The sequence below is a fragment of the Halorussus lipolyticus genome, assembly GCF_029338375.1.
Classification (GTDB): Archaea; Halobacteriota; Halobacteria; order Halobacteriales; family Haladaptataceae; genus Halorussus; species Halorussus lipolyticus.
Genome location: NZ_CP119804.1, coordinates 3,112,380 through 3,134,899 on the forward strand (window position 1 = coordinate 3,112,380; position 22,520 = coordinate 3,134,899).

27 protein-coding genes and 1 tRNA gene are annotated in these 22,520 nt (G+C 65.4%); 19 read left to right on the plus strand and 9 right to left on the minus strand.

Annotated features, from left to right (window positions below; all coding sequences use genetic code 11):
- Positions 1-100: 100 nt before the first annotated feature.
- The 3 genes from P2T57_RS15665 to P2T57_RS15675 all read left to right on the plus strand — a co-directional run bounded on the left by P2T57_RS15665 (position 101) and on the right by P2T57_RS15675 (position 2,954).
- Positions 101-853 (plus strand): bacteriorhodopsin, encoded by a 753-nt coding sequence (locus P2T57_RS15665; protein ID WP_276300151.1) that lies wholly within the window; start codon positions 101-103, stop codon positions 851-853.
- A gap of 146 nt (positions 854-999) precedes the next feature.
- Positions 1,000-1,872: a lycopene cyclase domain-containing protein gene (locus P2T57_RS15670; protein WP_276300152.1), complete on the plus strand. Its 873-nt coding sequence runs from the start codon at positions 1,000-1,002 to the stop codon at positions 1,870-1,872.
- Positions 1,863-2,954 carry a Brp/Blh family beta-carotene 15,15'-dioxygenase gene (locus P2T57_RS15675; RefSeq protein ID WP_276300153.1) on the plus strand — a complete coding sequence of 364 codons (1,092 nt, stop codon included), beginning with the start codon at positions 1,863-1,865 and terminating at the stop codon, positions 2,952-2,954. The genes P2T57_RS15670 and P2T57_RS15675 overlap by 10 nt, the downstream gene beginning before the upstream one ends.
- Here the strand turns inward: P2T57_RS15675 and P2T57_RS15680 are convergent.
- Positions 2,951-3,166, minus strand: coding sequence for a DUF8027 family protein (locus P2T57_RS15680; RefSeq protein ID WP_276300154.1), 216 nt, complete (start codon positions 3,164-3,166; stop codon positions 2,951-2,953). The genes P2T57_RS15675 and P2T57_RS15680 overlap by 4 nt on opposite strands.
- A gap of 276 nt (positions 3,167-3,442) precedes the next feature.
- Here P2T57_RS15680 and ncsA point away from each other — a divergent pair, with 276 nt between their 5' ends.
- Together ncsA and P2T57_RS15690 are read left to right on the plus strand one after the other, a co-directional pair.
- Positions 3,443-4,435, plus strand: a complete 993-nt coding sequence (gene ncsA / locus P2T57_RS15685) for a tRNA 2-thiolation protein NcsA (RefSeq protein WP_276300155.1) — start codon at positions 3,443-3,445, stop codon at positions 4,433-4,435.
- A gap of 19 nt (positions 4,436-4,454) precedes the next feature.
- On the plus strand, positions 4,455-4,613 hold the full coding sequence (locus P2T57_RS15690) for a hypothetical protein (protein WP_276300156.1): 159 nt from the start codon (positions 4,455-4,457) through the stop codon (positions 4,611-4,613).
- A gap of 63 nt (positions 4,614-4,676) precedes the next feature.
- Here the strand turns inward: P2T57_RS15690 and ftsZ are convergent, their stop codons facing one another.
- The 3 genes from ftsZ to P2T57_RS15705 all read right to left on the minus strand — a co-directional run bounded on the left by ftsZ (position 4,677) and on the right by P2T57_RS15705 (position 6,973).
- A complete protein-coding gene (gene ftsZ / locus P2T57_RS15695; RefSeq protein ID WP_276300157.1) occupies positions 4,677-5,990 on the minus strand; it encodes a cell division protein FtsZ in 1,314 nt (437 codons plus the stop codon).
- A gap of 2 nt (positions 5,991-5,992) precedes the next feature.
- Entirely contained in the window at positions 5,993-6,175 is a 183-nt protein-coding gene (locus P2T57_RS15700; protein ID WP_276300158.1) for a ribbon-helix-helix domain-containing protein, read from the minus strand.
- Positions 6,176-6,361: 186 nt separating this feature from the next.
- The gene (locus tag P2T57_RS15705; RefSeq protein ID WP_276300159.1) at positions 6,362-6,973 is read right to left on the minus strand and encodes a double zinc ribbon domain-containing protein; all 612 of its coding nucleotides are present in this window, start codon (positions 6,971-6,973) and stop codon (positions 6,362-6,364) included.
- 312 nt (positions 6,974-7,285) lie between these two features.
- Between P2T57_RS15705 and P2T57_RS15710 the strand changes: the two genes are divergently transcribed.
- A tRNA-Tyr gene (locus tag P2T57_RS15710) sits at positions 7,286-7,359 on the plus strand.
- 292 nt (positions 7,360-7,651) lie between these two features.
- Here the strand turns inward: P2T57_RS15710 and P2T57_RS15715 are convergent.
- Positions 7,652-9,481: a sodium:proton antiporter gene (locus tag P2T57_RS15715; RefSeq protein WP_276300160.1), complete on the minus strand. Its 1,830-nt coding sequence runs from the start codon at positions 9,479-9,481 to the stop codon at positions 7,652-7,654.
- 144 nt (positions 9,482-9,625) lie between these two features.
- Here P2T57_RS15715 and P2T57_RS15720 point away from each other — a divergent pair, with 144 nt between their 5' ends.
- Positions 9,626-10,141 (plus strand): DUF21 domain-containing protein, encoded by a 516-nt coding sequence (locus P2T57_RS15720; protein WP_276300161.1) that lies wholly within the window; start codon positions 9,626-9,628, stop codon positions 10,139-10,141.
- Positions 10,142-10,145: 4 nt separating this feature from the next.
- Here P2T57_RS15720 and P2T57_RS15725 read toward each other — a convergent pair whose 3' ends face one another.
- Positions 10,146-10,679 carry a redoxin domain-containing protein gene (locus tag P2T57_RS15725; protein ID WP_276300162.1) on the minus strand — a complete coding sequence of 178 codons (534 nt, stop codon included), beginning with the start codon at positions 10,677-10,679 and terminating at the stop codon, positions 10,146-10,148.
- 110 nt (positions 10,680-10,789) lie between these two features.
- Here P2T57_RS15725 and P2T57_RS15730 point away from each other — a divergent pair, with 110 nt between their 5' ends.
- On the plus strand, positions 10,790-11,131 hold the full coding sequence (locus P2T57_RS15730; RefSeq protein WP_276300164.1) for a hypothetical protein: 342 nt from the start codon (positions 10,790-10,792) through the stop codon (positions 11,129-11,131).
- A gap of 127 nt (positions 11,132-11,258) precedes the next feature.
- Here the strand turns inward: P2T57_RS15730 and P2T57_RS15735 are convergent, their stop codons facing one another.
- From P2T57_RS15735 to P2T57_RS15745, 3 genes are read right to left on the minus strand one after another with little or no spacing between them, the layout of a single operon-like run.
- On the minus strand, positions 11,259-11,633 hold the full coding sequence (locus tag P2T57_RS15735) for an Ig-like domain-containing protein (RefSeq protein ID WP_276300165.1): 375 nt from the start codon (positions 11,631-11,633) through the stop codon (positions 11,259-11,261).
- A gap of 43 nt (positions 11,634-11,676) precedes the next feature.
- A complete protein-coding gene (locus tag P2T57_RS15740) occupies positions 11,677-12,339 on the minus strand; it encodes a hypothetical protein (RefSeq protein ID WP_276300167.1) in 663 nt (220 codons plus the stop codon).
- 1 nt (position 12,340) lies between these two features.
- Entirely contained in the window at positions 12,341-12,838 is a 498-nt protein-coding gene (locus P2T57_RS15745; RefSeq protein WP_276300168.1) for a hypothetical protein, read from the minus strand.
- A 172-nt stretch (positions 12,839-13,010) separates the two neighbouring features.
- Between P2T57_RS15745 and P2T57_RS15750 the strand changes: the two genes are divergently transcribed.
- From P2T57_RS15750 to P2T57_RS15800, 11 genes are all read left to right on the plus strand, one after another.
- Positions 13,011-14,213: a M24 family metallopeptidase gene (locus tag P2T57_RS15750; protein WP_276300169.1), complete on the plus strand. Its 1,203-nt coding sequence runs from the start codon at positions 13,011-13,013 to the stop codon at positions 14,211-14,213.
- A 250-nt stretch (positions 14,214-14,463) separates the two neighbouring features.
- On the plus strand, positions 14,464-15,036 hold the full coding sequence (locus P2T57_RS15755; protein ID WP_276300170.1) for a cupredoxin domain-containing protein: 573 nt from the start codon (positions 14,464-14,466) through the stop codon (positions 15,034-15,036).
- A 153-nt stretch (positions 15,037-15,189) separates the two neighbouring features.
- The gene (locus P2T57_RS15760; protein WP_276300171.1) at positions 15,190-15,813 is read left to right on the plus strand and encodes an HAD family hydrolase; all 624 of its coding nucleotides are present in this window, start codon (positions 15,190-15,192) and stop codon (positions 15,811-15,813) included.
- Entirely contained in the window at positions 15,810-16,754 is a 945-nt protein-coding gene (cbiB, locus tag P2T57_RS15765) for an adenosylcobinamide-phosphate synthase CbiB (protein ID WP_276300172.1), read from the plus strand. Before P2T57_RS15760 ends, cbiB begins: the two co-directional genes overlap by 4 nt.
- Positions 16,745-17,536 (plus strand): adenosylcobinamide-GDP ribazoletransferase, encoded by a 792-nt coding sequence (locus P2T57_RS15770; protein WP_276300173.1) that lies wholly within the window; start codon positions 16,745-16,747, stop codon positions 17,534-17,536. Before cbiB ends, P2T57_RS15770 begins: the two co-directional genes overlap by 10 nt.
- A complete protein-coding gene (locus tag P2T57_RS15775; protein ID WP_276302122.1) occupies positions 17,536-18,099 on the plus strand; it encodes an NTP transferase domain-containing protein in 564 nt (187 codons plus the stop codon). The genes P2T57_RS15770 and P2T57_RS15775 overlap by 1 nt, the downstream gene beginning before the upstream one ends.
- Positions 18,096-19,151 carry a nicotinate-nucleotide--dimethylbenzimidazole phosphoribosyltransferase gene (locus P2T57_RS15780; RefSeq protein WP_276300174.1) on the plus strand — a complete coding sequence of 352 codons (1,056 nt, stop codon included), beginning with the start codon at positions 18,096-18,098 and terminating at the stop codon, positions 19,149-19,151. Before P2T57_RS15775 ends, P2T57_RS15780 begins: the two co-directional genes overlap by 4 nt.
- On the plus strand, positions 19,138-20,148 hold the full coding sequence (locus P2T57_RS15785) for a threonine-phosphate decarboxylase (RefSeq protein WP_276300175.1): 1,011 nt from the start codon (positions 19,138-19,140) through the stop codon (positions 20,146-20,148). The genes P2T57_RS15780 and P2T57_RS15785 overlap by 14 nt, the downstream gene beginning before the upstream one ends.
- Positions 20,141-20,905, plus strand: a complete 765-nt coding sequence (locus tag P2T57_RS15790; RefSeq protein ID WP_276300176.1) for an adenosylcobinamide amidohydrolase — start codon at positions 20,141-20,143, stop codon at positions 20,903-20,905. The genes P2T57_RS15785 and P2T57_RS15790 overlap by 8 nt, the downstream gene beginning before the upstream one ends.
- Positions 20,906-21,049: 144 nt before the next feature.
- Positions 21,050-21,823 carry a nucleotide-binding protein gene (locus P2T57_RS15795; protein ID WP_276300177.1) on the plus strand — a complete coding sequence of 258 codons (774 nt, stop codon included), beginning with the start codon at positions 21,050-21,052 and terminating at the stop codon, positions 21,821-21,823.
- Complete coding sequence (locus tag P2T57_RS15800; RefSeq protein WP_276300178.1) at positions 21,820-22,476, plus strand: DUF8054 family protein; 657 nt, start codon at positions 21,820-21,822, stop codon at positions 22,474-22,476. The genes P2T57_RS15795 and P2T57_RS15800 overlap by 4 nt, the downstream gene beginning before the upstream one ends.
- The last annotated feature ends 44 nt before the right edge of the window (positions 22,477-22,520 follow it).

The window sequence follows — 22,520 nt, forward strand, 5'->3', positions numbered from 1 at the left end:
CGACGTTGCGAAATCGGGATTTCTAGTATCAGTCACCGCCAGATACGGGTTCTACGGTGTTAGGGTATTAAGTTCGGAAAATCCTAAGCCTCGCTTCGGTATGGTGTCACCTGACCAATTCGACGCATTGACGTACTGGACGCTTTGGATAACCGCGGCCGCGATGGGAGTGGGGACCATCATCCTCTACATCAAGGGTCGGAACATGGACACCGACGAGGGCCGCGAACACGCGGTGGTCTCCATCTTCATCCCGGCCATCGCGGCGACGATGTACCTCGCCATGGCGCTCGGGTTCGGCGTCTCCCGAATCTCGCTCGTCGGGGGCGAGGAGCAACTCGTATTCTGGGGTCGGTACGCCGACTGGGTAATCACGACACCCCTGCTGTTGCTGGACCTCGCGCTGTTCGCCGGCGCGGACCGGGAGACCATCGGAACCCTGCTGGGTCTGGACGTGATGATGATCGTGACCGGCTTCTTCGCCGCGAGTTCGGCCCAACCCGTCAATCGGTACGTCTGGTGGGCGGTGAGTACGGGCGCGTTCGTCGTCATCCTGTACGCCATCTTCACTAAACTGCCAAAGTTCGCCAGCGCCTACGGCGACGAGCGTGCCAGTAGCCTCGGCACCCTCCGAAACCTACTGGCGGTCCTGTGGTTCGTCTACCCCCTGCTGTGGCTGGTGGGGACCGAGGGGGCCAGCGTCGTCCCACTGGGGGTCGAGACTGTCGGATACGCGGTCCTCGACGTGACCGCCAAGGTCGTGTTCGGCTACGCCCTGCTGAGTAGCGTCGGGAGCCTCGCGCCCCGCCGCCGCGAAACCGAGACCGGAGCGGGCGTCACCGCCGACGACTGACTCGCTCGTCTCGACCCGCGAGGCCGGGCGGCGAGCGACGGTGATGCCGACTCCCCGACCCACGCCCCGGACCACCACGAACCGGTTTTCCACCGAACCGGTTTTGAATCCCGGTTGCGAACGCCGCGAACGAGTTCGAATTCACGATGACTCCCCCGCTCACCTACGTCGAGTTCCTGTCGGCCTTCCTCGCAGTACCAATCGTCGCGCTGGCGATTTCGGTCGCCCGGCGGACCGACAGCCCTCGGCGAGTCCTCGCGGGGGTGACAGCACTGGTTTGCATCGCGGTCGGCTACACCGCGCCGTGGGATAGCTATCTCATCGGTCGCGGCGTCTGGACCTACGGCGAGGACGTCGTGGCGGTCCGGTTCGCGCGGGTCCCCCTCGGCGAGTGGCTCTTTTTCGCGCTCCAGACGATTGGGACCGGACTGTGGTATCACCGGCTTGCTCCTCGGGGCGAGTCCGGTATCGACCCCGGACTTCCCGGCCGGGACGTGCCCGGCGAGGTCCGGGCCGGAACGGCTCGAACCGCCGGAGCAGGCGTGTGGCTGGCGATTGCGGCGCTCGGCGTCGTGCTGGTGGTCGCGTCGCCTCGGACCTACTACTTCGGCATGATACTCGCGTGGGCCGCGCCAGTCGTTGCCTTCCTCTGGGCGGTCGGCGGCCCGGTCATCCTCCGGTACCGCCGCCGCGTCCTCGCAGGGGTCGCGGTCCCGTCGGCGTACCTCTGGGTCGCCGACTGGTACGCCATCGGGTCGGGCCTCTGGACTATCTCGCCCGACTCCTCGACCGGGATTCTCGTCGCCGGACTTCCAATCGAGGAGGCCGTCTTCTTCGTTGCGACGAACCTGCTGGTGGTGCAGGGCCTCCTGCTGTTCGACTGGGTGGTTGCCCGCTCCGCCGAGCGAGGCCCCGCCTACGCCGTCTCGGGCCTACTTCCCGATTCGGTCGCTGACTCGGTGGGGTCGGTCGCGGGCCGCGTGCCGGATGTCGCGGAGGTGCGCCGCAGATGGCAGTGACCGGCGAGCGCGAATCCGGGGAACGCGGCGGCTCTGCTGGTCCGACGCCCGGCGATTCGAGCGACGACCGCGGTTCGGCGCTGGTCGGCGTCGCGCTCGTCCCGGCGTGGGTTGCGCTCGGCGCGGTCGGCGCGCTGGCGGTCCTCGGCGACGTTTCCGACCTGCCGCCCGCGGTGCGCTACCTCCCGTTTCTGGCCAGTCTGGTCGTCTTCGGGCTACCCCACGGCGGGGCCGACCACCTCGCGGTCGCTCGCCTCGGCGGGTCTCGGCCGTGGGTCGCGGTCGGTGCGGCGTATCTGGTCGGCGGCGCGGCCTACCTCGGGGTCTGGCTGGTCTCGCCCGCGGTCGGATTCGCGTCGTTCATCGCGCTGACGTGGTACCACTGGGGGCAGGGTGACCTCTACGTCCTGCTGTCGGTCGGCGACCACCTCCGGACTCGCGGTCAGCGCCTCTCTGCGCTCGCGGTCCGGGGCGGGATTCCGATGGTGGTCCCGCTGGTCGGGTTTCCGGGCGTCTACCGGTCGGTCGCAGAGGCCACGATTCGGCTGTTCGACCCCGGAATCGTCGGTTCGGCCGCGCTCGCCGCCGCCTTTCGGCCCGAAACTCGGCTCGCGCTCGGCGGGGGACTGGCGGCGCTCTCGGTGGGTGCGCTCGCAGTCGGTGCGGTCCGGACCGGAACCGAGAGCCGTAGCTGGCGAATCGACGCGCTCGAAACCGGTCTGCTCTGGGCGTACTTCCTCGTCGTGCCGCCGATACTCGCGGTCGGTCTCTACTTCTGTCTCTGGCACTCGGTCCGCCACGTCGCCAGACTCCTCGTGGTGGAAGACGAGTCGGCGCTCGAACCCGACCGACTCGGCCCCGCGCTCGCTGGGTTTGGCCGGGACGCGCTCCCGAACACGGTCGGCGCGCTGGCGGTGCTGGGCGGTCTGGCGGTTGTCGCCCCACCCGAGGAGGGACTGCTGTCGCTCCTCGGCCTCTATCTCGTGCTGTTAGCGGTGCTGACGCTCCCCCACACTGCCGTCGTCACGTGGATGGACCACCGCGAGGGTGTCTGGTCGGTCGAGGCGTCAGGTCGGGGCTAACTCGCGGCGCTCTCGTCGTCCTCGGGGTCGTCGTCCTTCTGGAGCAACTCGTGGATGTCGTCCTCGTCGAGGAGGTCCACCAGACTCTCGCCGTTCTCCCACGCGGCTATCTCCTCGGCGGTCAGCCAGTTCGAGGGGTCTCGTCCCTTCGCTTCCATCAGTCCCGAGAGCTTGTCGTCCAAGTCTTCCGGGTCGTACCCACCCACAGGCATACCGTCGGCTACGGTTTCAGCCTCCTTAGCCCTCGGGGCCGTTCCGTCGGCGGCCCGTTCGGAGAAAGAAACAAATACGTTTCTCAAACACAGGGGCGTAATTCTTTTCCACTCATGGAGATGTCCGATTATGGGGTCCGCTAAAGCGAGGAGGCTCCTCCGTGAGCGAAAATCCGCGCCGCCAGTTTCCCACTGGAAATAGATTTGCTATATCGAAATCCGGTTTATCGGTGCGAGGCGAAACCGACAAACGCCCGGAACCGAAAGCATCGGGCGATGGACTGCGACAAATGCGACCGCGAGTCGGTGATGCACGCCGCCTACTCGGGGTTGCACCTCTGCGAGGACCACTTCGTCGCCTCCGTGGACAAGCGGGTCCGGCGTCGGATTCGAGAGGACGATTTAGTTCCGAGCGACGCCACGCCCGACAACCCCCAGACGTGGGTCATCGGCCTGTCTGGCGGCAAGGACAGCGTGGTGTTGACCGACATCCTCTACCGAACCTTCGAGAAGGACCCGCGCATCGAACTCGTCGCGCTCACGATTCACGAGGGCATCGAGGGCTACCGCGACGAGAGCGTGGACGCCTGCGAGGAGTTGACCGACGAGTTGGGCATCCGCCACGAACTCGTGACCTACGAAGACGAGTTCGGCGTCCAGATGGACGACGTGGTGGAGAAAGACCCCGAGAACATGGCCGCCTGCGCCTACTGCGGGGTGTTCCGCCGTGACCTGCTGTCGCGCTACGCCGAAAAACTGGGCGCGGACAAACTCCTGACGGGCCACAATCTGGACGACGAGGCCGAAACCGCGCTGATGAACTTCTTGGAGGGCGACGTGGCCCAAATCGCCAAGCACTTCGACGCCAGTCTCGGCGGGTTCGAGGAGCGCGACGACGGGTCGGGCGCGCGCGAAGAACAGGACGACTTCGTGCCGCGGGCCAAACCCCTCCGGGACGTGCCCGAGAAGGAAGTCGCCCTCTACGCCCACGTCGCGGACCTGCCCGCCCACATCACCGAGTGCCCCCACGCCGAAGAAGCCTACCGCGGCGAGATACAGGAACTCCTCTACCAACTCGAGGAGAACCACCCCGGCACGCGCCACTCCATCATGGCCGGGTACGAAGAACTCGCGGAACTGGCCGCCAAGGAGTTCGGCGCGCGCGACGAGGGCCGGGCCGAACTCGGCGAGTGCGAACGGTGTGGGTCCTCGACCACGCGGGACCTCTGCCGGAAGTGTTCGCTGTTAGACGCGATTCACGCGGTCTGATTCTTCGGGTCGCACTCGGTTGCTTTCCGGCCCCTCTTTCTGCGAGAGCCTCGGGTTCCAACGCAACAACGAGTTGTATCTGGTCGAACGCATCGACCAGTTCGGTAGCAATCCGAACCCGTCGCCCAAGAGCGTGGTGACTGAGGAGTCCGTCGCTACCTTCGACATCGTGGAGTAACTACCCCGAAAAAGACCGCAGTCGGTAGTTCGAGCGCCGTCGAGCCGAAAAAACCGAACGCAGTTAGCGGATTACGTCGAGACCGTTGTTCTTCTCGACTTCGTCCTGTCCGCCGTCGCTCTTGGTGCCCCACGAATCGTCGGAACTCGACCCGCCCATCGCGTCGTGAGTGCCGCCGGTGGTGCCCGTCCCGCCGGTGGTGCCGGTACCGCCCGTACCCATACTGCCACCGGTCCCCGACGAACCGCCGTTCCCGCCGAAGTTCGCGGCGTCCTCGAGGTGCTGGCTGGCGTCGAACGACTGGGCGTCAACGTCGCGCATCTGCTTGCGGGACTTGTCGGCCTGCTTCTGGGTCGAGGGACCGAGGACCTGCGCGCTCTGGACGCCGGTCATGATGGCCATGACCCGGACCTTGCCCTTGTAGTTGTCCTGAATCCGTGCGCCCCAGATGACGTTCGCGCTGGCTTCGAGGCGCTCGGTGATGTTGCTGGCGATGGATTCGGCCTCTTTGAGCGTGAGGTCCGGACCGCCCGTGATGTGGACCAGTCCGCCCGAGGCCCCGCGGTAGTCCACGTCCAACAGCGGGTGGTTCATCGCGTCGCGGACGACCTCCTCGGTCTTGTTCTTGTCTTGGGTCTCGCCGACCAGCATTACCGCGACTCCGCCCTGATTCATGATAGAGGTCATGTCGGCGTAGTCGAGGTTGATGAGCGAGGGCTGGGTAATCGTCTCGGAGATGCCCTTGACCGTCTCGGCGATAATCTGATCCATCACCGAGAACGCCTTGCCGATGGGCAGGTTCGGCACGTAGTCGAGCAGTCGGTTGTTGTCGAGGACGATGATGGAGTCGGCCTCGTTACGGAGCTTTTCGAGGCCCTCCTCTGCTTTCACCGTCCGCGCGCGCTCGACGTTGAACGGCGTCGAGACCATGCCGACGACGATAGCGCCCTGCTCTTTGGCGATTTTCGAGACGACCGGTGCCGCACCGGTCCCCGTGCCGCCGCCCATGCCTGCGGTGACGAAAACGAGGTCCGCATCGCCGAGTACCTCCTTGATGGTCCCCTGAGCCATCTCGGTGGCGCGCTCGCCCATCGACGGGTCGCCTCCGGCACCGAGACCGTTGGTCAGGCTTTTGCCGACCAGAATCTTGGTGTCGGCCTCAATCATCTTGAGGTGCTGTTTGTCCGTGTTGATGGCGACGGTGTCGGCCCCTTCGACGCCGATGTTGTAGAGCCGATTGACGGTGTTGTTACCGGCACCGCCACAGCCGACGATGACGATTCGGGGGTCTCCGAACTCGTCTCCGTTGACCGACGCATCCATCTCACGGCTCTCCTCCTCGGCGTTCTCCAAGGCGTCCTGAACGATATCCTGCATGTTTACACCTTCGCCCACGACCGCTTGCTAGACGTCTGCTCGGTCGTGTCTTCGTCGTGTTCGTTCAACATGTCTCGAACGGCGGCCCGAATCGCTTCGCTCCGGTTCGGGAACTCCCCGGTCTCGACCATCTGTTCGACCTCCTCGATCTGCTGTTTCGGAATGCGAAGTGTCACACGCTCCATAGTTTGTAATTTCCCCTGTTGTAGTAAGACGGCACGCGACTTCCCACGCGTCCTGTCTTACGGCGTGTCACCCCGGAACACGGGCGTTTCAGCCGGTTCGGGGTGATGGTGTAAGACGACCGTCTTACGCGGGAGTATCCACATAGTCAGAGCTTAAATAATTAACGGCGGGTGTAAAACGATGTCTTACGCCCGGTCGAGAACATCTGCTGTCGGAGTCCTGCGGCCGCAACTCGGGCAGAAACCCCAGTCGGACCGCACTTCGTCGCCGCACTCGCAGAACACTCGGCGGGCGGCTTTTTCGCCGCAGTTGGGGCAGTACACGTGGTCGTCGGACAGCGACTCGCCGCACTGACCGCACGACTGGTCTTCCGAGATGGCCTCCGGCGCGTCTGCCCGCGGTTTCCCGGCGTCTGCGGTCGATTCGGCCCCGCGGCGGTCCGTCCGCTCGGTGTCGGACACTCGTCCGCGCTCGACTTCGCTCTCGGCGCTCGTTCGGACCGGCGCGTCGGTTTCGAGATTGACGTTGACCGTCACGTCCTGCGGTCGCTGGTTCGTCTGCGCTCGGTCTCGCTGTCGTGACTCGCGTTCGGCGAGTCGCTCGGCCACGAGTTCGTCCACCCGTTCCGCGAGGAGGGCGTCGAGGCTTCCGTCCCGCGCTTCGGTCGCGGGGGACTCCTCGCCGGCGCGGTCGAGGTACTCCCGAAGCGCCTCGCGCATGACCTCGCTCTTGGAGGCGTCGAGGGCCTCGATTTGCTCCACGAGGTCGTCGTCCGCGCGGAAGGTGATTTTACTCATGGCGCTGTTCGTCTGGGCTAAGATGCTCCTCGTATTTCAAACTATGGCTCCGACGACTGGAGCGTCCGACGAGCGACGGGTGTGAGGTTGGGTCGGGTCCTCGGCGAAAGACGTGTTTACGTTTCTTATCAACAACTATTTCTATGTTAAATATGGGTTTGTGTTTCTCATGCCGCCGAGCGCGCACGCGCGGTCTGTCTACACTCCGTCGGTCCGGCCCGTCGGACGAGGATGTGATTCGCTGGACGGTGCCACGCTCCCATCGAATAATAACCCTTAAGTCCGACAGGCCTCCTACGTAAAACTGCGTGCCCGCCCTTAGCTCAGACTGGTAGAGCAGTCGACTGTAGATCGACTTGCCCCCCGTTCAAATCGGGGAGGGCGGACTGATTTTCTCGGAACAACGTGAGCGAGCGACGAGCGTAGCGAGGTGCGAGTGAACCGTCCCCAGAAATTCGCAATTCCGAGCCGATTTGAGCAGACGAGTCGCACGCCCGGAACGGCCCGAGCGAGGCCGAGGGCCTCGGAATGCGAGCGGTGAAACCGCGAGCGAAGGCCGCATGCCCGGACCGTCTCGGCGAGTTCAAACCGTTTTTCGTGCGAACGGCGTGAGCAGTCAAAAGTCAACCGACACGATTCTGCATATCTCTGAGGCTCGCCACACCAGCGACTCCCGTCTTACACGCCCCAGAGGAGCGCGATGCCGAGCGTCGTCACGACCGTCAGAAGCAGTTGCAGGGGCGCGCCCACTCTCACGTAGTCGGTGAACCGGTACCCGCCGGGGCTGTAGACCATCAGGTTGGTCTGGTAGCCCATCGGCGTCATGAAGGCCGTCGAGGCCGCGAACGTCACCGCGAGGACGAAGGCGAAAGCGTTCGCACCGACCTCGTTCGCGGTGCTGACCGCGATGGGCAGGACCAGCGCCACGCTGGCGACCGGCGTGATGAGGTTGGCTAGCAGGCCAGTCAGCAGGTAGAACAGCGCCAGCGTGGCGATTGCGGGCAGGGAGGCCGAGACAGCCGTCACGTAAGACGCCAGCAGGGCGGCGGCCCCGGTCTGCTCCATCGCGATGCCGAGCGGAATCACGCCGGCCAGCAGGAAGATGACTTCCCAGTTCACCGCATCGTAGGCGTCCGCGGGCCGCACCACGTCGCCGACGACCATCGCCACCACGCCGCCGAGCGCCGCGATGGCGATGGGGAGCAAATCGGCCGCCGCAACCGTGATGACGCCGACCACGATGCCGATGGCGAGGAGCGCCTGCCGAACGTCGATGGGTTCGGGTTCGATGTCGAGGCCCCCGCCGACGCGCTCGGTTACGAGGAGGTCGCCCGACTCCTCCAGATGGTCTAGCCCGTTCCGGGTCGCGTGGACCAGCAGGCCGTCGCCCTCGTTCAGCACCGCGTCGGACACGTCCTCGACGACCAGATTCTCGCCGCGTCGGACCGCCAACACGGTCGCGTCGAATCGCTCGCCCATCTTGGTCTCGCCGACCGCCCGCCCGACCAGCCCCGAACCCTCGGGCACGATGACTTCGGCGAGCGTCCCCCGGCCCTCGCCAAGCGCGAGTTCCTCCTCGGTGACCTCGGCGCGGGGGAGTCGTCGCAGGCCCGACTCGTCTACGAACGCTCGGACCGTCTCGTCGTCCGCCCGGACCGTCAGCACGTCGCCGGCCTCGATTTCCCGGTCGGTCCGGGACGCGACGAGGGTCTGGTCGCCCCGGACGACTTGGAGAATTTTCACGTCGTCGGTCCGGGCCTCGGCGACGGTCCGGCCCACCAGCGACGACGACGGCGGGACGTACACCCGAGCCAATCGCCCCTTCAGTCCGAACTCCTCGGTCAGGTCGTGGGGCGCGATTCTGGCGGGAAGCAACCACTGGCCCACCGTCAGCAGATAGACCGACCCGACGACCAGTACCAGCACCCCGAGGGGCGTGAACTGAAACATCGAGAAGGGCGCGCCCGCCACTCCGAGGTCGTCCGCGATGGAACTCGCCACCAGATTCGTCGCGGTCCCGACCAGCGTCAAGGTCCCGCCGAGCATCGCGGCGTACGACAGCGGAATCAGCAGTTTCGACGGCGAGGTGTGCGTCCTGTCGGCGAGGTCGGTTATCATCGGGATAAAGAGCGCGACGACCGGCGTGTTGTTGACGACGCCCGCCAGCGGTCCCGTGATGCCCACCGTCGCGGTCAGAAGCCTATCGCGGTCCCCCTGCGTCAGGCGAGCGACCAGCACCTCCAACTGCTTCACCGCGCCGGTCTCCTCGACCCCGGCGCTCAGGATGTACATCGCCACGATGGTCACCGTCGCCGGACTCGCAAAGCCCGAGATGGCCTCGTCGGCCGAGACGTGGGTGAACTCTCGGAGGACCACCAGCGAGACCAGCACCGCCAGTGCGGTCGTGTCGGTCGGAATCTTCTCGGTGACGAACAGGGCGACCGCACCGGCCACCACCCCGAACACGACGAGTACGTCGATACTCAGCGCCGGTCCTCCCTGTAGCATCGTCCAGAGTATCGGCGAACCGGCAAGTTAGCGTTGCGGTCGGGGGACGGTCGATTCTACCGCTTTGGTCGGGCAGACCCCGAGTTCTCCGCCCGCCGCTCCGTCCCCCCGATTTTTGTCCGAATCCGTCGTGGTCGGACCAGCATGGTCGAACTCTCGCCGCCCCTGCTCGCCGGCGTCGTCGTCGCACTCGTCTCGCTCAGCGCCTTCTTCTCCAGTAGCGAGACCGCAATCTTCTCGCTCCGCGTCGAGTGGATAACCGAGCGCGCGGCGACGGGCGAGCGCCGCGCCGTCCTCCTCGAACGACTCCGCGAGGACCCCCATCGGCTCCTCGTGACCCTGCTGGTCGGCAACAACCTCGTGAACGTCGCGCTGTCGAGCGTCGTGACGCTCTTTCTGACCGACGTGCTTCCGCCGGGCGCGGCCGTGACCGCCGCGACGCTCGGCGTCACGTCGCTGGTCCTCGTGTTCGGCGAAATCGTCCCCAAGTCCTACGGACTCGGCAAGGCCGAGGAGTGGGCGCTCGCCGTGGCCCGGCCGATAGCCGTGGTTGAGCGCGTCCTCTACCCGCTGGTGGCGCTGTTCGACGCGATTACGCGAGGCGCGAGTCGGCGACTCGGCGGCGACACCGACATCGAGGAACCGTACCTCGACGACTGAGAGGTCAGGCGAAGCCGAACGACTCGGGTTCGGGCCGACCCAGCACGTCGGTCACCACCTCGTAGAGGTCCCGGACCTGCGGCCGAGGACGCCCGGTGTGGTTGCGCTCGCTCACCCACCGGTACTGGACGACGCCCTCCTCGTCCACGAAGAAGCAGGCGCGGCGCGCCCGGCGGGTGACCCCGAGTGCCCGGTAGGTCACGCCGTAGTCCTCGGCTATCGAGAGGTCGCGGTCCGAGCAGAAGGGGTAGGTCACGTCGAGGTAGTCCACGAACTCCTGATTGGTCTGGGGGTTCGCACAGTTGACGCCGACGACTTCGAGGCGGTCGTCCGTCCTGAACCAGTCGTACTCGCCGAGCGCGTGGCGCTCCGCGAACTCCTCTAACTCGAAGTTCGTCGGCTGAAACACCAGCAGAACCGCACCGTCGGATAAGAGCGACGACAACGTGACCTCCGACACCGACCCGTCGGGCATCGCCAGCGGTGCGGCGAACTCCGGAGCCTTCGAACCGACGGTCGGACCGCCCGAATCTTCCATTACTGTCTTCTTGCGCGCGGATTGTTTTAAAATTACCTTCGTTCGCGTGGGTTTCGTTCTCACGCTCGGTTCCGACTCGTTTATCACGGTCGGCCAGCAAGGTCGGGTCCATGGTTTCGCCGCTTCTCGCCGACACGCTGGTCTTGGTGGGGTTGGTCGGGTTCTACGGCGGCCTCGCGCGGGACCTCGCGCCGACCACGGACCTGCTGGACCGGCGTCTCGGACTGGGGCTTTCGCTCGGGGTGTACGTCGCGGGAGGAGTCGCGGTGCTGTTGTCGCTAGCGACTGTCTCGGTCAAGGTCTGGCGGATGGACGGCGGGACGTTCGCTGTCAGCACGTCCGCGGTCGGATTCAGTCTCCTGTTTGCGGTCGTGTTCGGCCTGTTCTTCCGGTTCGGGGTCGCAGTCTACGCCGTCCTCCTCCGAATCGGACTGAACCTGCCCCAGCGGTAAGTCGTTGATGTCTTCACTCTTGTTTATTGTGGATACGCTTGTCGCTGTAGGTGTGAATTGTCTTGTGGTCAAGCCTCCTGTCGGTTAGTCAAAAATTCCGGCACCATCAACCATATAACTCCTTAGTTTAACAATATTTCTTTTCGAATTCGATGAGATTGCATCTCTCTATACGTACTACCAATTTTTGGTTTTTGCAACTTCCCATAGTAAATTCATACTCGAAATGGTATTCGCCATCTAAATTAACGATCACTTTATATTCTCCCCCCCCTACAACTTTCTTTGATTTCCTATCTTCATTTGGGGAAATCTGATACTCTGTTTCAAATGCCACCTTCTCTGACCGTGAAAGTATGGATATTTCCACATCTGCAACGTCTTGGCACCAATTTACTACGTATAGATCTACGTTTCCTTCCTGAAGGAGTTGTGTGCAACCAGATATTGAAATGGTTCCGACTGATGTGAGTCTTCGTAAGATTTCTCGCTTTGAGTACATAGCTATTCGTTGGAACGGCAAAAACAAAAGCCAAACGTTCGGTTTATACACTCACTACCGGGACGTCAAAGTAGTGATTCATGCTCACAGAATCACTGTAAAAAGCGTAGTTTTCTCGATTATCATTTGTGTATCTATAATTCCATGCAAATTTAGTTAGAGATTTGAATTTTTCAGTTCTGTAATCGCCTCCTGCTTCCACGTCAAACCTCACCCCACGATTATTATCTTGTTCATCAGGGAAGACCTCACAATCAATCGTCCAGTGAGCCCGATTATGAGGATTGTCATCAAATGTGGTGTAGTAAGTGTCGATCGCTTTTGAGAGACCTACACTAACCGGACCAAAACCTGCTGCTATTGAGACAGAGAACTCTACGTCAGATTCATTTGTCGGATCTTCTGATTGGAAGTCAATGTTTGAGTTTTCCCCGCTAAGGTCGTAAGCGGCATCTATTTCGTATTCTGCTTGGCTGGCTAACGCATAGTAGTTACCACTGCCTTCTGGTTCACAACTACAGTCCCAAGTCGGTGGGTCGGTGAAGTAACCCTGAATCTGCCATCGATTGTACCCGAGGCTTGGAATCTCGTCGTACTCGTGGGCATCGTTCTCTGCGTCTGCGGTAACGTAACCTACGTACTCGAAGTCATCAGTGTAATCATTAGAACCGTACCACTTTGACCACGTGAGATCTTTGACATCCATGTTATGAGTTCACCTCGTTATTCGGGGCCGTTCTCTTCAGATGTTTCTTCATTTCTGCTTTCACATTCGGTGAATTCGGTGCTAATGAAAACGCAACTTTCTGATAAACCGGATTTGCAATGTATCCGGTAATTCCAGTCCCTTCAGCAGTAAAGATTTTCAAAGTGTATTTCGGGTTTTTGAATCCCCATTTCTCTGGTTGTTTAGCTGGGATTTGCTTTACGAACCTAGTTCTCTTCCCTAGCTTATTTTTGCTACTCATCTCTGGACTTTCTTGGGAGATCTGGTATTTTTCACCCATGACGTTCAAAGCCCCAACCATTTGATCAAGTTTTGCGTTGAATTGTCCAGAAGCATCACCGAGTACTTCGTGTGTCTCAGGATTGTAAGCAACACCTACGTACTTGTTTGTCCTTCCAACGCTGTTACTTGTGAACCCTATGGTACTCAGTCCAGTAATTCCTAGGGCCTTCAGGGTTTTTCTCCTATTAGATTCCATTGGTGTCTAACCCTATCCCCGGATAGAAATAGTTAGATATTAAATCTTTATACTTATCTAACTATAATGGAAAAGAAATTTAAACTTATATTAGTTAATTATATTATGTTATCTTATATTGGGTTGCCCCCACGTCAACGTTTATCCGGTCGGATTGCGTGGTTCGGTTTATATGCCCACACGAGTACCCGATTCCGAGTTCCGAGACAGACTCGCCGAGGTCCGCGACCGAATCGCCGAGTCCGGCGGCGACGCCGGCGTCTGGTTCGGCGCGACGAGTATCGAGTATCTCACCGGCTTCGACCACATCCAGACCGAGCGTCCGGTCGTCCTCGCGGTGACGGACGACGAGGTGGCGATTACGGTGCCCCGACTGGAGGTCGAGCGCGTCGAGACCAACCCGCGCATCGACGCGGTGCATCATTACTTCGACTACCCCGGCGGGAACCCAATCGAGACCGCAGTCGGGATGCTGTCGGAGATGGGCGTCGAATCGGTCGCCACGGACGCCGACGGTGCGCCCGGCGTGATGGGCTACGAGGGGCCGCAACTCTCGGAGTTCGTCGAAGTCGAGACCCAGAGCTGGGTCGATAGGATGCGGTGGGCCAAGTCCGATGTGGAGGTCGAACTGGTCCGCGAATCCGCCCGGTGGGGCAACCTCGCCCACCGCTATCTAGCGGACTTCACCGAGGTCGGCGAGCATCCGGCGACCGTGAGCCAACGCGCTTCGCTGGAGGCCTCGCGGGCCATGCTCGACACCCTCGGCGACGAGTACGTCCCTCGGACCCGAGGAGACGGCCCGGCGATGGCGGGGTTCATCACGGGCGAGCAGACCGCTCTGCCCCACGGCCACACCGCCAATCGGCGCTTGCAGGAGGGCGACGTGCTGGTGACGGGCGCGAGCGCCGACGTGGACGGCTACCACTCGGAACTGGAGCGCACCATGTTCCTCGGCGAACCCGAAGACGAGCAGGCCCACTACTTCGAACTCATGCTGGAGGCCCAGACCATCGCCATCGACGCGCTCGGGCCGGGCGTCGAGTTGTCTTACGTGGACGAGCAGGTCTGGGACTTCTTCGAGGAGCAAGGGGTCGCGGACCTCGCCCAGCACCACGTCGGGCACAACATCGGCATGGGCGGCCACGAACCGCCGTACATCGACCGCGGGTGGACCACCCACTGCGAGGACCGCGGTGGCCGCGAGGAGACCGACGCCGAGATGGAACCGGGCCACATCTACACCATCGAACCCGGCATCTACACCGACGAGTACGGCTACCGCCACTCGGACACTATCGCCATCACCGACGACGGCGTGGACTGGTTGACCTACTTCCCGCGAGATTTGGAATCGAACATCATCAGCGTCGAGTAGTCGAGGTCGGTCGCTAGACGGGGTTCGATTCTACGCGCGCTGTGACCGATTTCGGTCCTCGGCGCGTGCTGTTGGTTAGATTTTTTGTCCGTTCGCGTCACCCGCCCAGAAGGAATCCTATACAATTGTGGAAGATAGAATAAAGATTGTTTACAAAACAAATAACTGTCTTTAGTCCCGCGCTCACGCTCACTCTCTCCGTCCTTCCCCGAACAAAAACTACGTAAGACGCCCCTCCGAACCGCCGGCAATGACCGACTCGACGCGCCGCCAGTTCCTCCGGAGCGCGACCACTGCCACTGCGACCGCCTCGCTCGCCGCGCTGGCCGGGTGCGCGGGCGTCCTCTCCGAGGAGGACGGAACCGGCCAACAGACCACCGTAGACTACACGCTCCCCGAGGAGACCGAAAGCGCCGAGGTCGAGATGGGACCGGACGGGACCAACCTGTTCGCGCCCGAAATCGTCCGCGTCGAGGCCGGGGGCACCGTGACGTGGACCAACGTCTCGGCCAACCACTCCGCGACGGCCTACGCGCCCGCCACCGACTACCCCCAGCGCATCCCCGACGAGGCCGCCCCGTGGGACACCGGCGTCCTCGTGGAAAACGGCGCGTCGGCGTCCCACACCTTCGAGACGCCGGGCGTCTACGACTACTACTGTACGCCCCACGAACCGTTCGGCATGGTCGGCACCGTGGTCGTCGGCGACCCCGACCCCGAGGACCAACCCGGACTGACCCCGCCGGGCGACGGGCGCTCCGACAAGGCGGCGTCGAAAATCGAGGCCCTGAACGCCAAGGTTCGGTCGGCGCTCGATTCCTGACCCGCCGAATCGATGTCGTCGGCCGCCAACGGCGTCTCGCCCTTCGCCGGTCGCTGACGATACTCGGCCGGACCTCCTTCTGAACTGACTGTTTCCGTCGGGCGCTGGCCGCAGTCCGACCGATTCAAGTTCGCTTGCACTAATCCCGAGATAGTGGCAGTATCGTTCGACCTGTTCGGTACGCTCGTGGACGCCGACCGACCCGACGACCCCGCCAGTGCGGTCGCCGACGAACTCCGAGCGCGCGACGTGGCGGTGCCCGACGACTGGGCCGACGCCTACCGCGAGGTCCACATCGACGCGCCCGAGGGAGCCGAAATCCCCCTCATGGCCCACGTCAGCGCCGCGCTCGCCAGTCGCGGCGTCGAGGCCCCCGGCAACGCCGCGCGCCGGGCGGTCGTCTCCGCGTTCGACCCCGAGGTGACGACCAGAGACGGCGCGCTCGAAGCAGTCGAGACAGCGAGCGAGCGCGGTCCGGTCGCGGTTCTCTCGAACTGCGCGGTGCCCCAACTCGCCCGCAAGGCCCTGATTCGGTCGGACGTGGACCGCGACACCTTCGACGCAATCGTGACCAGCGTGGCCTCCGGGTGGCGCAAGCCCGACGCCAGAGCCTTCGAGACCTGCGCCGACCGACTGGGCGTCTCGACCGCCGACCTGCTCCACGTCGGCGACGACCCCCGAACCGACGCCGGAATCGAGAACTGCGGCGGGACGGCGCTCCTCGTGTCGGACGTCCCGCTCACCGAGTTTCCCGCGTGGTTGGAGGCCCAGCAGTGAATCCCGCACTCGCCATCGCTGTCGCGCTGGTCCTCGACGCCGCGCTCGCCGAACCCCCGCGCCGACTCCACCCCGTCGCGTGGTTCGGGTCGGCCGTCGCCCGCTTCGACCGCGAGTGGTCCCGACCCCGACTCGCGGGCACTGCGGTCGCCGCACTCCTGCCCCTGCTCGCTGGCGGAATCGTCGCGCTCGCGGTCGGAATCGCCGACCGTCTTCACCCTCTCGCCGGCGTCCTCACAGCGGGACTCGTCGTCTTCGCCACCACTAGCCTCCGGATGCTCGCGGGGAAGGCCGAGGAGGTAGTCGCTGTGACCGAGACCGACCTCCCGACCGCCCGCGAGCGACTCAAGTGGCTAGCGGGCCGGGACGCTGAGGACCTCTCGGCGGGCGAGGTCCGGAGCGCCGCAGTCGAGAGCACTGCGGAGAATCTGGCCGACGGCGTGGTGGCCTCGCTGTTGGCGTTCGCCCTCCTCGGGCCGGTCTCGCCCGCCGTCGGCGCGGGGGCCGCTGTGTGGGTCAAGGCGGTCAACACCCTCGACTCGATGCTGGGCTACCCCGACAAGCCCCACGGCACCACCAGCGCCCGTCTCGACGACATAGTTATGTGGATTCCCGCGCGCGTGAGCGCCGGTCTCGTCGCGCTCGCCGCAGTCGCGCCTGCGTCCCTCTCCGCCGGGTCTCGGTGGGCCGACGCGCCGCCCTCGCCGAACTCGGGGTGGCCGATGGCGACCCTCGCGGGGGCCATCGACGCCCGCCTCGAAAAGCCCGGCGTCTACGTGCTGAACCCCGAGGCCCGACTTCCCTCGGTCGAGACCGCCCGGTCCGGCGTTCGAATCGCGGGACTGGCCGGTCTGCTGGCGTTCCTCCTCGCTGGCCTGCTGACAGCGGTCGGCGAGGAGCTCGCGCCGGCGCTCGGTTCGGGGGTGGTCGCGTGGTTCTGACAGCCACGAAGGGTGCGGTCGGTTTCCTCACCCGGATTCCGACCGGGCGGTCCGAGGAGGCGTGGGTCGCGTTCAGCGAGACCCCGACAGCATTTCCGCTGGCCGGGTGGGTCGTGGGCCTCCTTTCGGCGGTCCCACTGCTCGGGGCCGTACTCACAGCGAGGACGCTCGGCCCGGTTCCGGCCCCGACAGTCGCGTTCGGCTACCTGCTGGCGGTCTACGCCGTCACGGGCATCAACCACGCAGACGGGGTGGCCGACCTCGGAGACGCCGCGGTGGTCCACGGCGACCCCGACGACCGCCGGGACGTACTGAAAGACACCGAGGTCGGCGTCGGCGCTGTGCTGGCGCTGGGCGCGGTGTTGGTCGGTCTCGGACTTGCCGGTCTCGCGCTGGCCGACGCGCCCCCGGTCGCGCCGCCGACTGCCGCGGTCGGCGTCCCGGTCGCGGTCGGAATCGCCGTCTCCGCCGAGGTCGGCGCGAAGTTCGGGATGGCCGCGCTGGCGTGCCTCGGGTCGCCCGCCTTCGAGGGATTGGGGTCGGCGTTCACCGACAACGCCCCGACAGCACTGGTCGCTCCGGCGCTGGCCGCGGTGCCGGTCGGCCTGCTGGGGGTCCCGGCAATCGCGGCGCTCGCCGGGGCCGTCGCCACAGCGATGGCGCTGTTGGGGTGGTCTCGGGCGAACCTCGGCGGCGTCAACGGCGACGTGTTCGGCGCGGCCAACGAACTGGGCAGAATCGCGGGTCTGCATCTGGGGGTGGTCGCGTGGACGCTCTCGTGATGTGCGGTGGCCGGGGGACCAGACTCGACACGGAAGTTGAGAAACCCTTGTTCGAGGTCGGCGAGAGACCGATGGTCGCCCGCGTCGCCGACGCCCTCGAAGCCAGCAGAGTCGAGACCGTCCACGCGGTCGTTTCGCCCGACGCCCCCGAGACCCGCGAGTTCGTCGCCAACGAGGACTCGCTGGCGGCTATCGAGACGCCGGGCGAGGGCTACGTCGAGGACTTGCAGGTCGCGCTCGAAGCGGTCGAACTCCCGGTTCTCACGGTCGCGGCCGACCTGCCCCTGCTGGCTGACGACGCCGTGAACGCGGTCCTCGATGCGCACGGAAGCGGGGAACACTGTTCGACAACCGTCTGCGTCCCGGCCTCGCTCAAGCGGGCGCTCGGCGCGAGTGCGGACACGACCTTCGAGCGCGAGGCCGACGGCCGGGAACTCGCGCCGACCGGGGTCAACGTCGTCGCGGAATCGACGGAGGATACCATGTACGAGACATACGACGCACGCTTGGCTGTCAACGTGAATCGACTTTCAGACGCAGAGCTAGCGGAGGAGTTGCTGTGACCGACACGGCCGACTCCTCGCCGAGACTGGTGCTGTTCGCCGGGACCACCCGGACCGCCGAAATCGAGGGGCTGAGCGCCGCGGGGGCCGACCCCGAGGCCATGGTCCACACGCCGAGCGCGGACGCCGAGATTCTGGAGTACGGCGAACCGGTCCGCGCGCCCGAGGTCCCGGTCAGTCCGACTGGGTGTCCGACCCCGGCGGTCGTGACCCGCGCGGTCCGGGAGTTGGCGGACTTCGAGACGACCGTGGTGGACGCCGGACTGGCAGAACCGACCGCCGCGCCGACGGTGACGGTCGGGGCGCGAGCAGGCGAGGACATCCGGCAGGAGGACCCGGTGCCGACCGCGCCCGGCGCGTTCACTGCGGCCCGCGAGTTCGGTCGCCAGATTCCCGACGAGGAGGTCCTCGTCGCCGAGACGATTCCGGGCGGGACCACCACCGCGCTCGGGGTGCTGACCGCGCTCGGCGAGGAGCGCGGGGTCTCGTCGTCGCTCCCTGACAACCCCCTTGACCGGAAGCGCGAGGTGGTCGCCGACGCCCTCGACGCCAGTGGACTGGCCCCCGGCGACGCAGAGAGCGACCCCCGACTCGCGGTCCGGCGGGTCGGCGACCCGGTGCTTGCGAGCGCCGCGGGATTCGTCGTCGGCGCTGTCCGGTCCGGAACGGCGGTCACGCTGGCGGGCGGCACGCAGATGGTCGCAGTCGCCGCGCTCGCCCGTCACGCCGGACTCGACGCGCCCCTCTCGCTGGCCACGACCAAGTTCTTGGCCGACGACGAGAGCGCCGACCTGCGCGGGGCGGTCCCCGATTTCGACCTCGAACTGACCGTCACCGACCCCGGATTCGACGGGACGAATCACCCCGCGCTGGCGCGGTTCGTCGCGGGCGAGGCCAAGGAGGGCGTCGGGATGGGCGGGTCGCTGGCGCTGGCCGACCGGGCCGGAATCGAGATGGGCGCGGTCCGCGACCGAGTTCGGGCCGTGTACGACGACCTGCTGGACCGCCCGGAGACGGCCGAGGCCCCGGAATCCGCCGATGGACCCCGATAGCGTCCGCGAGGTCGGTCGGGTGCCCCACGGCGGGAGCGACGACCCGGACCTGCTGGATTTCAGCGCCAACACCAACCCGCGGACGCCGGAGGGAACCGAATCGGTCTACGCCGACGCGCTCGATTCGGCCCGGTCGTACCCCGACGACGACTACCCCGAGTTCCGGACTGCCGCCGCCGATTTCGCAGGGTGCAATCCCGAGGAGGTCGTCCCCACGCCGGGCGGTCTGGCGGCGCTTCGCCTCGCGTTCGCCACCGGCGTCTCGCCCGGCGACGCCGTGGCGATTCCCTACCCGAGTTTCGGCGAGTACGCCCGCGAGGTCCGACTGCAGGGCGGGGTCCCCGAGTTCGTCCCCCACGACGAACTGCTCGATGTTGACCCGAAGAACTTCGCCGCGGCGGTGGTCTGCAACCCCAACAACCCGACCGGCGACGCCTACGACTCCGGCGCGCTCCGCGAGTTCGCCGACCGGTGCCGGGCGAGCGACACCCTGCTGGTCGTAGACGAGGCCTTTCTGGGGTTCACCGACCGGTCCTCGATGGCGGGCACCGAGGGCGTCGCCGTCGCGCGCTCGCTGACCAAACTGTTCGGTCTGCCGGGTCTGCGGGCCGGATTCGCGGTCGGTGCGGGGACGGTGGGCGACGATTTGGCCACCGTCCGGCGGGCGTGGAGCCTCGGCACCCCGTCGGCGAAGGTAGGCGCGTACTGTCTGCGACAGCGCGAGTTCGTCGCTGAGACCCGCGAGCGCGTCCGCCGGGAGCGGTCCCGGATGGCCGACGCGCTCGCCGACGAGTTCGAGGTCCGGTCGTCCGAGGCCCCCTTCCTCCTGCTCGACACGGGCGAGCGCGACCCGGCGGAAGTCGTCGAGCGCGCCAGACGGGCGGGCGTCGCAATCCGGGACGCGACCACCTTCCGCAGTCTCGACTCGCACGTCCGGGTCGCGGTCCGAGCGCCCGACGAGAACGACCGCCTGCTGGAGGTGCTGGCGGGTGTCTGAGGAGGTTTTCGGAACCACGGTCAGCGAGGGCGTCCTCCGGGTGCGCCGAGAGGGAGCGCGGTGGCTCTCGTCGGGGTGGAACGGCGGCGAGCGACGGGGCGACTCTGCGTACAACGTCTCAGTGCCCGAGGGCTTCGACCGGACCGACCTCGATTCGTACCTCACCGAGCGCCGCGAGCGCGCCGGGTTCGGCGAATCCGGCCCGTGCTTGCTTACTGGCGTCGAACTCCGGCACGCTCGGGGTGCCCGATGCGGTCCGGTCTCGGCGGTAGCGACCGTCGGTATCTCGAACCCGGCCGCGCTCCCGATGGACTCGGACGACCTCTCGACCGGTGCGAGGAGTCGGCCCGACCTCGATTCCGGCACGACGCCCGACATCGGAACCGTCAACCTGCTGGTCGGCACCGAGCGGTCGCTGGCGGATGGCGCGCTGGCGAACCTGCTGGCGGTCGCCACCGAGGCCAAGACCGCAGTTCTGCTGGCCGAGACCGGGTTTACCGGGACGACCAGTGACGCCGCTATCGTCGCCTGCGACCCGGCGGGCGAGCAGGCCGCCTTCTCCGGGGCCGCGACCGAAGTCGGTGCCTGTACTCGGGCCTGCGTCAGGGAAGCGGTCCGGGCGGGCCTCGAATCGCGCTACAGCGAGGCGACCGAGGCGACGATTCCCGAGTCGGTCGCCGACGCCGACCACGGCGTCGTGACCGACCGGCGGGCAGAGGTGTTCGCGCCGTCGGAGACAAATGTAGATATTGCTTAAGAAAACGTATTTAATGCCGGAGAATCTGTAAACAGTTCCATCTGCGGGCCGGTCGGCCCATCCGCGAACCGACCCGACAACCCACACTGCAGACTAATTTTCGTACACGTAGGTTTTTAACGCATCGCGCGCAATCTCGGTTCGATGGTCGAGGCCTTCGCGGTGGCGAGCGGCAAGGGCGGGACTGGCAAGACCACGACGACGGTGGCGCTCGGGATGGCGCTTGCCGACGAGTACGACGTGACTATCGTGGACACCGACACCGGGATGGCCAACCTGCTGTTTCACACCGGCCTGACCGACGTGGACGTGACCCTCCACGACCTGCTGGTCGAGGACGCCGACGCAGAGGTCTCACAGGCGGTCTACGACCGGTTCGGCATGTCGGTCGTCCCCTGCGGAACCAGTCTCTCAGCGTTCGAGAAGGCCGACCCCGAGCGACTCCGGTCGGTCGTCGCCGAACTCGCGGACGGCACTGACGTTCTCCTGTTGGACTCGCCCGCCGCGCTCGGGTCCAAGAGCGCGGTTCTGCCCGTCGTCCTCGCCGACCGCGTGGTGGTGGTCCTCCAACCGACGATTCCGGCGCTCAGCGACGGTCTCAAGGTGCAGGAGTACGCCCACTCCTACGGCACCGACACCGCGGGCGTCGTGTTCAACAAGGTCCACGACCCCGAGGAGGCCGCCGGTGTCGCCGAGAAGACCGAACGCTACTTCGACGGGCCGACGCTGGCGACGGTGCCCGACGCCGACGCCGCGCGGTCGGCCCGCCGGGCGGGCGAACCCCTGCTTGCTCACGCCCCGGACTGCGAGGCGGCGCAGGCCTACCGCGAGGCCGCTGGGAGTCTCGACGTGCGGGCGGGCCAGTCGGGCGAGGTGGCCGACCGATTCCGGAGCGCGGTCGTCCCCGACTCGCCATGACTCGCTCGCAGACAGACCAGCGTGACAGTTCGGCAGGGTCGGACTTGCCCGACCTGCCGGCGGGGACCCTCGTCCGTTCGCGGGTCGAGTCCGACCTGTCAGGTCCGCTCTCGACCGCACTCGACCGGGAATTGACTGGCTACGCGGTCCTCGAACCGCAGGACGCGCTCTTGTTGGACGCCGACGGCGCGGGCGTGGTTGCCTTCGAGAAGGGCGTGCCGCGCTTCGCCTACCACACCGGAACCGGCCGGGTCGGGCCGAAGGCGCTGGCCGACGCCGCCGGACCGGGACCCTACGACGTTGCACTCCGGGAACTGCCGGGAGACGACCTCACCGAGTTCGATGCGTTCGAGGACTCTGCGGACGGTACTCGGCCAGACCTGCGAGTCCCGCCCGGCATGCCCGCCGACAGGTTGGCGGGCGACCCGGACTTGGCCGAGCGAACTCGCGCAGTGGCACCGCCGGAGTGGTCCGGCGGTCCCGACGGCGAGAGTCGTGACACCGACGAGACACCAACTGGGACCGACGAGTCGCTGGACGCCGTGGAGGCGTTTCTCGAGGACGACGAGAAAATCGAGGCGATTCGGGACCGTGCCCGCGAGGAGGCCCGAGACCGGGCCGAACAGTGGGGATTGGACGGACAGCTACGGTGAACGGTCGGGATGAGGACCGGGTGGAGGCCGAAAGATATTACACT